The following is an 11,574-nucleotide window of genomic DNA, read 5'->3' as shown; positions in this document are numbered from 1 at the left end:
GCCACCGACCGAGGCCGCGACGCGCCGATCGGCCCCGTGCGTCAGACGCTGAAGCCGGGCCGGCCCGCTCCCGCGACCAAAATCCCGATCGTTTCGCAAGATCAGCTACGGCGTTACCGCGCGCTGATCGTGATTTGAGCGCGTACCGTCCGCCATTCTGGCGCACATCGGAGATTGCGGCGTCAGTCATGGTCGCCTCTCTATTGCGAGAGAATGACCCTGGTATTTGCAGATTACATCCCTATTTCGGGGTGCATCGGTTCCGGTTACAGCGGTAACAGTGCCAATTTTCTTTGTCCGGACCAGCCATGTCCGGTGCGAATGCTCGTATTGTGTTGCCCCGCACAATACGAAGGGCGCAATCCTTTGGGGGCCGTGATATCAACGCGACCGTGCAAGGCCCGACGTCCGGACGCGCCGCGATGGGCCGCCGGGATGGGTCGGCGATGGACGCGAAGGTCACCCGGTCGGCGATATCCCCGATCGGGGCGGCGCTCCCGCTCCGCGAGCCGGCGCATCGAGATCGTGCCGTCGCGGCAGGCTGCCGCGAACCGGAGGTGGCCATGATCGAACCCAGTCTGGACCGGGGTCAGGGTCGGAATGCGCGTCCCGGCACGACCCGCATTCTCCTCATCGAGGACGATGCGGGCATGCAGCGCATCGTCTCGGACCACTTCGCTGACCACGACGTCGACGTCACCCCGGCGATCAACCGGGCGGAGGCGGAGAAGCGGCTCGCGGAGGATGATTTCGACCTCGTCGTGCTCGACCTGCGGCTGGGCTCGGAGAACGGTCTCGACCTGCTGCGCGACCTGCGCGCCAAGAGCGATCTTCCGGTCATCATCACCACCGGCCACCGCCGGGACGAGATTGACCGGGTGATCGGCCTCGAACTCGGCGCCGACGATTACCTCGTCAAACCCTACGGGCTGCGCGAGCTGCTCGCGCGGGTGCGGGTCATCCTGCGCCGGGCCGAGGTCGCGCCCGCCCCGGCCCGGGCCCAGGATTCCCACCGCAGCCGCTTCGACGGCTGGGTGCTCGACCGGCGTCGGCGGCGCCTCGCCAACCCGGCCGGCGCGGATGTCGCCCTCAGCAAGGGCGAGTACGCCCTGCTGGTGGCCTTCCTCGACGCGCCCCAGCGCCCGCTGAGCCGCGAGCAGCTCCTGCAGGCCACGCGCGTCCACGAGGACGTGTTCGACCGCAGCATCGACGTCCAGATCCTGCGGCTGCGCCGCAAGCTGGAGGCGGACCCGAGCGCGCCGCGCCTGATCGTCACCGAGCGCGGCATCGGCTACGTCTTCGCCGTGCCGGTCGAGAAGCTTTAGCCGTGGCCCCGCCGCGCCTCGCCCGTTCCCTCGCGGCGGCTCTCGGGGCCGGCCTCGTCGGCAGCGCCCTGGCCATCCTGCCGCCCCGCGCCCAGGAGCAGCCGGCCGGCGGCCCGCGGCCCGCCGACGCCGTGGAGGCGATGGACGTCATCACGCCGGTCCCGAGCAGCCTCGGGGCGGATCCCGACCGGGCCGCCCTGGGCCGGATGCTGTTCACCGACACCCGGCTGTCGCGCCGGGGCGACCGGGCCTGCATCACCTGCCACGACATCCGCAGCAACGGTGCGAGCGCGGTTGCCCGGAATCTCACCACCGATGGCACGCCGGTGCCCCGCAACACGCCCACGGCCTTCAACGCGGCGCTGAGCTTCCGCCTGGGCTGGGCCGGCGACATCCCGAGCCTGCACGAGCAGGCCGAGCTCGCCCTGACGCGGCCCGAGTTCCTGGGCGGCTCCTGGCCCCGGATCCTCGACACGGTCCGCGGCGACCCGGTGCTCGCCCCGCTCTTCCAGGCCGCCTACGGGCGCGCGGCCGACCAGGAGTCGGTGATCGACGCGATCAACAGCTTCGAGCGCACCCTGCTGACCCCGGACAGCCGCTTCGACCGCTGGCTGCGCGGCGACGTCCACGCGATCACCGAGGCGGAGCGGGCGGGCTACGATCTGTTCCGGGGGATCGGCTGCGCGGCCTGCCACCAGGGCGTCAATGTCGGCGGCAACCTGTTCGAGAAGGTCGGGATCTTCGTCGCGATCCCCAACAAGGCCGCCGAGGTGCTGCGGGTGCCGAGCCTGCGCAACGTCGCGGTCACGGCGCCGTATTTCGACGATGGCGGCGTCGCCACGCTCCCCGAGGCGGTGCGGCTCATGGCCCGGGCGCAGCTCGGCCGGGAGCTGACGCCGTCGCAGACCGCCGCGATCGTGGCGTTCCTCGGGACGCTCACCGGCTCCTACGCGGGACGTCCCCTCACGGCCCCGAACGCGCCCGGCGCCGCGCCGCAGCCATGAGGCTGACCGCGCAGGCCGCCGTGCTCGGGGTGCTTCTGGCCGGGCTGCTCACGTGGCTGATGATCAACGGCAAGGGCGAGATGGACGCCGCCTACGTGCAGACCCAGCGCACGATCGACGCCCTCGCGCTCGCCGAATCCCGGATGCAGCACGACGTGCTCCGGGCGCGGACCGGACTCCTGCGCAACTACGATCCGATCGTCACCCATCTCCGGGAGATGCAGGCGGCGCTCGCCGCGATACGGGCGGCAAGCGGGCCGGACGATCGCGAGGTGCGCGCCCTCGCCGAGGCGATGAACCGCGAGGCGCAGATGGTCGAGCGCTTCAAGACCGGCAACGCCCTCGTGCAGAACTCGATCGCCTATTTCGATTCCCTCAGCGACCGCCTGTCCGAGCCGGACATCGATCCCTGGCTTGCCCGGGCGGTCGCCGCCCTGCAGATCCGGGTCTCGGAACTCGCCCGGGAGTCCAGTCCGAGGCGCCTCGACGACATCCGCGCCCGGCTCGACGCCCTGGCGGCGGTCAGCCATCCGGCGGGTCGGGGAGCGGACATCGCCGCCATCGTCCTGCACGGGCGCCAGCTCCTCGAACTGCTGCCGCAGGTCGACACCGTGACCCGCTCCCTGCCGGCCTCGCCGAGTGAGCCGGCGCGTCAGGCTCTCCTGGAGGCGCGCCGCGCTCTGAAGGACCAGAGACAGGTCCGCGCGGACGGGTTCCGCCTCGCGCTCTACGCGGCGGCCCTGGCCCTGGTGGCCCTGGTGGTGCGGGTCGGCCTGTTGATGCGGGCCGGCACCATGATCTTACGCCGGACCATCGTATTCCAAGCCGTCGTGGCGCAAGCCAACAACCTCTTCCTTGCGAGCCAGCCCGATCAGATCGAGGCGCACATCGTCGATGCCATGGCCATCGTGGGAGAAGGGGCGAACACGGATCATTGCTACGTCCTCATGCTCGACGGCACCAACGCAACGCATCTGTGGAACCGGCCGGGCCATCCGGCTCCCCGCGGATGGCCGGATGCACAACGTGCCCTGGTACCGGATCTTATCGCTGCTCCAGACGATCATATCTTTGTCGAAACGGCGGAGCGGATTGGACCTCCGGCCCTGATTCAAGCTCTCGCGCAACGTGGCGTCACCACGCTCACATGCGCGCGCCTGCGCCGAGGGGAAAGAATCGTCGGCGTATTGTGCTTCGAGCGCACGCGGAGCACCCTGCCGCCTTGGATGCGGCACTCGCGCGGCCTTCTGCAGGTTGTCGCTGACAGCTTCGGGGCCGCCCTGGAGCGCCAGCACGTCTGGGCCGAGCGCCGCGAGATCGAGACGACCCTCCGGCGCGCGCAACGGCTCGAAGCGATCGGGATCTTCGCCAGCGGCGTGGCGCACAACATCAACAACGTGCTCAACGTCATGCTCGGCCACGCCGAGATCGCCGCCGACGCCCTGCCGGCCGATCCGCACCGAGCTGCCAAGCAGATCGATCTGTTGGTTCAGGCGGGCGGGCGGGCGCACGAGATCGCGGGGCAGATTCTCGATTACGGTCGTCGGGGCGGTGCGACGCAGAGCACGAGCGACGTCGATGCGGTCGTCGCCGAGACGGTCGCCCAGATCCGGACCTCGACCGCCGACCGGGCCGCGATCCGCCTGACCGGGGCTGCCCAGGGCGCGGTCGCCGACGGCGAGCCGGCGCAGCTGCAGCAGGTGGTCCATAACCTGATCCGCAACGCCATCCAGGCTTCCGATCCGGGCAAGGCGATCGATGTGCAGCTCGAACGCGTCCGCCTCGCCGAGCGGCGGACGCTCTCCCACGGCGAGCTGTGCCCCGGCGACCACGTCCGGATCCGCGTGGTCGACGCTGGTCGCGGGATGGACGAGGCCACGCTCGCGCGGATCTTCGAGCCGTTCTTCACCACCCGTCCGGCCGGCACCGGCCTCGGGCTCGCCACCGCCTTCGAGTTCGTCCAGGAACAGGACGGCGCCTTTCACGTCCGCAGCGAACCGGGGGTGGGCAGCGCGTTCGAGGTGTGGTTGCCCGTCCGCCCGCAGACCGAGCCCGGCGACTCGGCCGCCGGCGGCACCGTGATGATCGTGGGCGGTGCGCGCTCCGCGGTGCAGGAGGATGAGGAGACGCTGGCGGCCTTGGGCTACGAGCCGATCGGCTACACGGACCCGGAAGCGGCGCTGACGGCCCTGCGCGCGGAGCCGGGGCGCTTCGACCTGCTGATCGTCGAGAACCGACCGTCGGGTCCTCTGGGCCTCGCCTTCGCCCGCCGCGCCGCCCGGATCGTGGATCGTCCGATCGTGCTCTCGCTGTCGGCCGCGGACACGGTCCGGCCGGAAGTTCTCTCAGCCATCCCCATCGCCGACGTTGCGCGCCGACCCTGGCGTTCGACCGCACTGGCGCTCACGCTGCGGCGACACCTGGGCTCCGAAACGCGTGGCACCTCGCCTCGGCGCAAGGCGGTCGAGAACCGGGCGGCGTCGCATTAGCGGCTGCTGGCGGAGTCTCGCCATGCGGTTGCCGAGGCGGAGCGACCGTCCAGACCCGGCAGCCGCTCCCAACGCCCTCGGGTCGGCGGCGGGCGTGGATGCATAAGTCTTGCTTCCGGGGTGCGTCGAGTCTCCTCTCGACCGCCACGCTCGCCCCGAAGCCATCCCCCCAGACTGACGGGCGAGCGTGGATGCCCGAAAGGGCCTCGATTTCCCGCATAGGTGAGAGACCGGGTCTTCGATCTTCCGTAGTCTCGGCCGGTCGGATGTGTGCCGATCTCCACGCCCGCCCGATGATTCCTCCAGATGGCCCGGGCGGGCGTGGCTGTGCGATCGGCGCTCCGACGCCGCCGCCCGGGTTGCCGACGTGACGGCGCAGCGCTTCGTCGTCCTGTCCTGACCGCGCCGTCTCTGCGGACCGGGGCTCGCGCGCGCCGCAGGAGGCATTCCTTAAAGGATGCGGGGGCAACCTCGGTGTTTCCACGCTCTTGCGGGCGTTCAGCCTGGGCGCCGGGGCACCTGCCATGACCATCCTGAGTGTGTTCTGCCTGCTCTCGGGTGCGGTGCTCGCCGGCGGCTCCGCGCCGCTCGGTTCAGCAGGCGACCCTGGAGAGCGCGGGCGGCGGCCTGATCGTGCTCGGTCTCGTCATCATCGGTGCCGGCCTGCCCCTGTTCCGGTAGCCGCCCCCGCGGAGCGCGCTGCGTATCGGCTCTGACCGTGGCGGTCGACTCGACCAGCCTCTATCCGGCCGAGGCCGTCTGCGAGAAGCCGAATGTCGACTATCTGCGGGCGCGCTCGGCCGAGGGCCTGCCCGCCGGCGCGGCGCGGCGCATCACCAAGGCCTACGGGCTATTGGACCTCTTCGCGACCTACGACATCGACAGCCGCCGCAAGGCGAACTTCATCGTTCAGAACGTCTTCGACAAGCGCTACCGGCCGTATCTCGACGCCTTCGCGAGCCCGGGCCTCGTCGCCAAGGCCGCGCTCAGCCTCGCCTTCGCGACGCGATAGGCGCCTCCTTGCGGGCACCCGCGTCGGCGCCGTCCCGGACGGCCGCGACATCGGACCGGACGTCGTCCAGCGCGCAGCGGACGCGTTCCAGGGCCGTCACGACCGCCTCGGCCGGGTAAGGACCGGCCGGATTCTGCGCATCCTGGCAGAAGCTATCCAGCAGGTAGGGCATCATCTTGCCGTGAAGCACCGCGTAGGCGCCAGGATTGGACAGTTCGTAGACCACCGCAAGGGCGTGATAGGCCCGGACAAGGACCTCGAGCGCGACATTGTCGCTGGGCGCGTTTCGGTTCCAATCATCGCCGTCCATCATCGCGCTTATGATTTTATTTCCGTCCCCCTATCGGGTAACATGCCCTATTAAGACTGTCGATACTTTTGGATAAGACAGTGACTGTGCCTTATTCGCGTGTAATTCTTTCATAATTCCGTAAATAGAACGTAATATCCGCCAATTTTGGCGTCCGAGATCAAATAACCGTTTGGTCACGCCCGTGTCGGGACGGTCGAACCATCGTAGCGATCCTGTTCTCCACCTCGGCGAGGACGCTGTTGACGAGACGATTTGCGCCCGCGACCGTGTCGGCGCCGAGCGTTTCGCTCCGGCTCGTTTCCTCGATGATGCGGAAATTGTCTTGGACGAAGGTGCGGATTTTCTGCTGGACCTCGGTGAACTCGCCCGGATGCGCCGTCTCGTAGAGCAGGGCCAGGGCCAGATAAGCGCGACCGACCATATCGAGCGCCAAGTTCGTGCTCGTCTCTGGGTTGGCGGACTCTGTGGGCGGCACGACGCGCGCATCTCCGTCAAGATGATCTGACGGACCTAGCATGCTCTCAGTCCGCGCGCCAATCGTCCAGGTTGCGCCTCAGGGTGATTACTGTCGTCCTTTCCGCCGGTTGGCACAGGAGTCGAGATGTCGAGACTTCATGGCACTGTCAAACATCCCCGACACGGTGGGGTGTCGCCGTTGCTTCGTCAGAGGCCGGACCGATCGGCGCTCCCGAGGCGTCATGGGCTTGTCGGACGCCTGACGCCGGCGCGCAGCCGTCGTCGATTCCACATTCCCGGCTGTAGTCTCGCGCGGTCAAGCCGATTATCGACACGCGCACGAGGCCGGCCGCGCGCGGCGCGCCCAAGTCCAGGAGAATCGTGACTGTGCCCGAGAGTGCCCCGCGTCCCGTGATGCTCGTGATCCTCGATGGTTGGGGACTCCGGGACGAGGTCGCCGATAACGCCGTCCACCAAGCCAAGACGCCGGTCTTCGACGCGCTGATGCGGGAGCGCCCGCGGGCGCAGCTGCGCACCTTCGGCGCCGATGTCGGCCTGCCCGAAGGGCAGATGGGCAATTCGGAGGTCGGCCACCTCAATATCGGCGCGGGCCGCGTGGTCCTGCAGGACCTGCCGCGCATCGACGCCGCCGTGGCCGACGGCTCGCTGGCCGCGAACCCGGCCTTCATCCGGTTCATCGAGGCCCTGCGCGCGTCGGGCGGCACCTGCCATCTCGTCGGCCTGCTCTCCCCGGGCGGCGTCCACGCCCACCAGGATCACGCGGTGGCGCTGGCGCGCGTGCTGACGGCGGCCGGCATCCCGGTCTGTCTGCACGGCTTCACGGACGGGCGCGACATGCCGCCCCGCTCGGCCGCCACCTGCGTGGCCGCCGTGGGGCCCGCGCTGCCCAAGGGCGCGCGCATCGCCACCCTGTGCGGCCGCTACTTCGGGATGGACCGCGATCGGCGCTGGGAGCGGGTGCAGACCGCCTACGACGCCCTGGTCGACGCGCGCGGAACCCGCTTCGACCGGGCCGGTCAGGCGATCGCCGCGTCCTACGCGCAGGACGTCTCCGACGAGTTCATGCAGCCCGCCATCATCGGCGACTATGCCGGGATGCGGGACGGCGACGGCATCCTGAGCTTCAACTTCCGCGCCGACCGGACCCGGCAGATCCTGGAGGCGCTCCTCGACCCGGATTTCGCGGGCTTTTCCCGGGCACGGACCGTCCGGTTCGCCGCCGCCCTCGGGATCGTGCAGTACAGTGTCGAGATCGACGCCTTCGCCGAGACCCTGTTCGGGCCCCTCGACCTGCCGAACGGGCTGGGCGAGACCGTGTCGCGGGCCGGGCGCACGCAGCTGCGCATGGCCGAGACCGAGAAATATCCGCACGTCACCTACTTCATGAACGGCGGCCGCGAGGCGCCCTTCGAGGGCCAGGACGCGGTGCTGGTGCCCTCGCCGAAGGTCGCGACCTACGATCTGCAGCCGGAGATGTCGGCGCCTGAACTCACCGACCGGGCCGTGGAGGCGATCGGCTCGGGCCGGTACGACCTGATCATCCTGAACTTCGCCAATCCCGACATGGTCGGCCATACCGGCAGCCTCGCCGCCGCCGTGACGGCGGTGGAGACCGTCGACACCTGCCTGGGCCGGGTGGTCGACGCGGTGACCAAGCAGGGCGGCGCCCTCCTCGTGACTGCCGACCACGGCAATTGCGAGATGATGCGCGATCCGGAGACCGGCGAGCCGCACACCGCCCACACCCTCAACCCGGTGCCGGCGATCCTGGTCGGCCGGGCGGGGACGTCCCTGGCCGACGGCCGGCTGGCGGACGTGGCACCGACGCTCCTCGACCTGATGGGCCTCGACCAGCCGGCCGAGATGACCGGGCGGTCGCTGATCCGGACGGCGGGCGGTCGCTGAGGGCCGGGTCGGCGGCACGCGGCCTGCACCGCCCCGGCTGCCATGCGTGTGCGCCCTGGGAGACGTCCCGCCATGAACCCGGTGCGTCCCAGAGCGGTGCGAGGTCGTCGTGCGTCTGACCGATCCTAGGACATGATCGCCCGGCACAGCCTGATCTATGTCGGCTCGCGGGGTTTCGCGGCCGCCCTGAACATGGCCTCCGTGGCGGTGTTCACGCGGCTCGCGCCGGTGGAGAGCTACGGCACCTACCTGTACGTCCTGTCGTGGGCGCTGGTGCTCTACGGGGCGACCTGTCAGTGGCCGAAATTCGCGTTCTTCGCCCTCTACGATGAGGCGCGCGAGCCCGCGCAGGTCGGCACGGTGGTGCGGATCCTGGGGGGCACGCTGCTGCTCGCCGGCCTCGGCAGCGCCCTGGCCGCCGGCCTCGGGCTGATGCCGGCCCGGATGGCCGCCGCGATCCTGGCCCTGGCCTTCGGCACGACCCTGTTCGAGGGCTCGACCGAGATCGCGCGCACGCGCCTGCAGGCCGGAGCCGTGGCGGCCTCGGTGATGAGCCGGGCGGTTCTGATCCTTGTCCTCGGCAGCGCGGCTCTGCACCTCTCGGCCGACCCGCTGCACCTCGCCTTCGCGGTGGCCGCCGCCAACGCGCTGGCCGCGCTCCCGGCCGCCGCCACCATCGCGCCGATGATGCCCGGCCGCGGCAGCCGGGCCGAGGCCCTGCGCCTGTTCGCCTATGGCTGGCCGCTGGTGCTCTCCTTCGGGACGGCGGCACTTGCCCAGAGCCTCGACCGGCTGATCATCGCCCACACGGTTGGACCGGCAGGGCTCGGCGCCTACGGCGCCCTCGCCGATTTCCTGCGGCAAAGCTTCATCGTGTTCGGCGAGGCGATCGCCCTGTCGCTGATCTCGATCGCCAAGCGCGATGCCCGCGCGGGCGGCATGGCGGCGGCCGCGCGGGTGCTGAGCGATGCCGCCCGGGCCATGACGCTGATCGCCGCCTTCGGGGCCGTGTTCTTCCTGTGCTTCGGCGATATCGTGGTGGCGGTGCTCCTCGGGCCCGATTACCGGGCCGAGGCTCAGCAGCTCGCCCCGGTGCTCGTTCTGGCGAGCATCCTGATGATGTTCCGCGCCTACTACTTCGGGCAGGTGATCTACTTCACGAGGACCAGCAGGCTCGAGGCGGCGGCGGCCGTCGCCACGCTGGCGACCGTGGCCGTCCTCTCGCTCCTGCTGATCCCGGCGCTGGGCGCCACCGGGGCGGCCCTCGCCTTCGCGGGCGGGCAGAGCGCGGCCTGCCTCGTCCTGGTGCTGGGCGCCCGCCGGGCCGGCACGACGATGCCGCTGCCGCTCGCCGACATGGCCGGGATCGCCGGAATCGCGCTCGCCTGCGGCGCCGTGATGGCCGGGATCGGCCTGATGCCGGGCGGGCTGATGGTCCCCGGGCAGGGGCTGCGCCTGGTTCTTCTCGCGGCCGCCGCGGGGGCGACCGCGTGGCGCTACGACGTGCTCGGCTTCGCCGGCGCGATCCGCCACCGGCTCGCCGCCTGACGGGCCGCCATGCCGGAAACCGCCACCCTTGCCTCCGGCCTCGTGGCGGCACACCGCCCCCTCGACCCGGCGATGCCGTGGATCCCGGCCTGGCGGGCGCTCGGCGCCGCGGCCCGGGTCCGGAACCCGTTCTACGAGGCGGGCTACGCCCTCGCGGCCGGCGGTGCCTTCGGCGCGGGGGTGCGCCTCCTGCTCGTCGCTGACCGGCCTCCCGAACAGCCGGGGGCGCGGCTCCTCGCGGCCTGGCCGTTCCGGGTCTCGTGGCGGCGCTGGGGGTGCCGCTGCCGCTGCTGCTGGGCTGGACCCACGGCTACTGCCCCTTCGGCGCGCCGCTCCTCGACGGGACCGACCCGGTGGGTGCCTTGGCGGCCCTGCTCGCCGCCCCGCGGGCGCTCGGCCTGCCGCCGCGGCTGTACTGGCCGAATGCACCCGCGGACGGGCCGCTGATGGATCTTCTCGCGGCCTGCACTCCGCGCCGCGCCGCCTACTGGCCCCACACGCGCGGGCTGCTCGACCTCACGGCGCACGCACCGGAGGCCCGCAACGCCTATCTTGATCACCTCTCCGGGCCGCGTCGGCGCAAGCTGCGCCGCGCCCGGGCGCTCCTGGAGGCGGATGGCCCGGTCCTGTTCGAGATCCTCGAGGCGCCCGCCGACCTCGAGGCCGCCCTGGATTCCTATGTCGGCCTCGAGGCGGCCGGGTGGAAAGGCCGAGCCGGTACGGGCCTCGGGCAGAGGCCGGAGGAGGCCGCGTTCCTGCGCGCTGCCTTGGCCGATCTCGGCGCGGTGGGCGCGGTGCGCGTCGTCCGCCTGCGCCGGGGGGAACGGACGCTCGCCGCCGCCATCGTGCCGGTCACCGGAGCCGAGGCCTGGGTCCTGAAGATCGCCCACGACGAGGCGCAACCGGAGGCCGCCCCCGGTGTCCAGCTCGTCCATCGCCTGACCGAGGCGGTGCTCTCCGGTGCGTGGGGGATCGACCGGATCGATTCATGCGCGCCGCCGGACTTCGCCCTCGGCTCCACCTTCTGGACGGAGCGCCGGCCAATCGCCCATCTCCTGATCGAGGCCGGGCGCGATCCCCTGTTCCCGGTGGCCCGAAGGCTGGAGCGGGCCCGCGAAAGCGTGGCCCGGGCGCGCCTCACCAGCCGAACCGGGCGATCTGCTCCAGCCGCGCCCGCGTCGCCGCCGCGTCCCGCCCCATGACGGCGATCCGGCCCGACAGGTCGTAGCAGGTCGCGCAGAACGGGAGCTGCAGCAGCGTGAACCCATCGTCGCGCGCCCGGGAGACGGACGTGATCAGGCAGGGCAGGACCGGCTGATCCGCCGGGGCCGCGAGGCAGGCGGCGCGCGGACTGCCGAAGACCGGCCGGTTCGGCCAAGTCAGCAGGAGCGTGGTGCCGCCGCGCCGGTCGGGTGCCGGTGGCAGGGTGTAGCTGCGCAGGAACAGCGCGCCGGCCCCCAGCACGAGCACCGGCAGGATCAGGGCTGTGCGCATGGCCGGC

At 71.1% G+C, this 11,574-nt stretch carries 11 protein-coding genes; 8 read left to right on the top strand and 3 right to left on the bottom strand.

Translation table 11 applies throughout. The features are described 5' to 3' along the window. The first annotated feature begins 563 nt into the window (after positions 1–563). The 5 genes from M6G65_RS23220 (at position 564) to M6G65_RS34070 (ending at position 5,830) form a co-directional block, all read left to right on the top strand. Complete coding sequence (locus tag M6G65_RS23220) at positions 564–1,325, top strand: response regulator (RefSeq protein ID WP_238197685.1); 762 nt, start codon at positions 564–566, stop codon at positions 1,323–1,325. A gap of 2 nt (positions 1,326–1,327) precedes the next feature. Beyond that, complete coding sequence (locus M6G65_RS23215; RefSeq protein ID WP_238197683.1) at positions 1,328–2,329, top strand: cytochrome-c peroxidase; 1,002 nt, start codon at positions 1,328–1,330, stop codon at positions 2,327–2,329. Next, the gene (locus tag M6G65_RS23210) at positions 2,326–4,818 is read left to right on the top strand and encodes a two-component system VirA-like sensor kinase (RefSeq protein WP_250102939.1); all 2,493 of its coding nucleotides are present in this window, start codon (positions 2,326–2,328) and stop codon (positions 4,816–4,818) included. The genes M6G65_RS23215 and M6G65_RS23210 overlap by 4 nt, the downstream gene beginning before the upstream one ends. A gap of 558 nt (positions 4,819–5,376) precedes the next feature. Beyond that, entirely contained in the window at positions 5,377–5,499 is a 123-nt protein-coding gene (locus M6G65_RS33555) for a hypothetical protein (RefSeq protein WP_284042359.1), read from the top strand. Positions 5,500–5,536: 37 nt separating this feature from the next. After that, positions 5,537–5,830 (top strand): hypothetical protein, encoded by a 294-nt coding sequence (locus M6G65_RS34070; RefSeq protein WP_373323824.1) that lies wholly within the window; start codon positions 5,537–5,539, stop codon positions 5,828–5,830. Here M6G65_RS34070 and M6G65_RS23200 read toward each other — a convergent pair. Next, the gene (locus M6G65_RS23200; RefSeq protein WP_238197678.1) at positions 5,805–6,143 is read right to left on the bottom strand and encodes a hypothetical protein; all 339 of its coding nucleotides are present in this window, start codon (positions 6,141–6,143) and stop codon (positions 5,805–5,807) included. The two genes, M6G65_RS34070 and M6G65_RS23200, sit on opposite strands and share 26 nt — an antisense overlap. 157 nt (positions 6,144–6,300) lie before the next feature. Continuing rightward, on the bottom strand, positions 6,301–6,576 hold the full coding sequence (locus M6G65_RS23195; RefSeq protein ID WP_238197676.1) for a hypothetical protein: 276 nt from the start codon (positions 6,574–6,576) through the stop codon (positions 6,301–6,303). 437 nt (positions 6,577–7,013) lie between these two features. On the opposite strand from M6G65_RS23195, the gene gpmI reads away from it, so the two are divergent. The 3 genes from gpmI to M6G65_RS23180 all read left to right on the top strand — a co-directional run bounded on the left by gpmI (position 7,014) and on the right by M6G65_RS23180 (position 11,275). Next, entirely contained in the window at positions 7,014–8,525 is a 1,512-nt protein-coding gene (gene gpmI, locus M6G65_RS23190; protein ID WP_238197721.1) for a 2,3-bisphosphoglycerate-independent phosphoglycerate mutase, read from the top strand. A 132-nt stretch (positions 8,526–8,657) separates the two neighbouring features. Further along, on the top strand, positions 8,658–10,073 hold the full coding sequence (locus tag M6G65_RS23185; protein ID WP_250102938.1) for a lipopolysaccharide biosynthesis protein: 1,416 nt from the start codon (positions 8,658–8,660) through the stop codon (positions 10,071–10,073). A 260-nt stretch (positions 10,074–10,333) separates the two neighbouring features. Then, a complete protein-coding gene (locus tag M6G65_RS23180; RefSeq protein ID WP_250102937.1) occupies positions 10,334–11,275 on the top strand; it encodes a GNAT family N-acetyltransferase in 942 nt (313 codons plus the stop codon). Here the strand turns inward: M6G65_RS23180 and M6G65_RS23175 are convergent. Beyond that, complete coding sequence (locus M6G65_RS23175; RefSeq protein WP_238197670.1) at positions 11,211–11,567, bottom strand: hypothetical protein; 357 nt, start codon at positions 11,565–11,567, stop codon at positions 11,211–11,213. The genes M6G65_RS23180 and M6G65_RS23175 overlap by 65 nt on opposite strands. Between the last annotated feature and the right edge of the window lie 7 nt (positions 11,568–11,574).

This window comes from Methylobacterium tardum (genome assembly GCF_023546765.1).
GTDB lineage: Bacteria > Pseudomonadota > Alphaproteobacteria > Rhizobiales > Beijerinckiaceae > Methylobacterium > Methylobacterium tardum.
The sequence above is the reverse complement of the archived record's forward strand: the minus strand, read 5'-3'. Positions and strand labels throughout refer to the sequence as shown.

Coding starts and splice junctions, on each gene's coding strand:
- M6G65_RS23220 (WP_238197685.1), top strand. CDS start 564: ATGATCGAACCCAGTCTGGACCGGGGTCAGGGTCGGAATGCGCGTCCC.
- M6G65_RS23210 (WP_250102939.1), top strand. CDS start 2,326: ATGAGGCTGACCGCGCAGGCCGCCGTGCTCGGGGTGCTTCTGGCCGGG.
- M6G65_RS23200 (WP_238197678.1), bottom strand. CDS start 6,143: ATGATGGACGGCGATGATTGGAACCGAAACGCGCCCAGCGACAATGTC.
- gpmI (WP_238197721.1), top strand. CDS start 7,014: ATGCTCGTGATCCTCGATGGTTGGGGACTCCGGGACGAGGTCGCCGAT.
- M6G65_RS23185 (WP_250102938.1), top strand. CDS start 8,658: ATGATCGCCCGGCACAGCCTGATCTATGTCGGCTCGCGGGGTTTCGCG.
- M6G65_RS23175 (WP_238197670.1), bottom strand. CDS start 11,567: ATGCGCACAGCCCTGATCCTGCCGGTGCTCGTGCTGGGGGCCGGCGCG.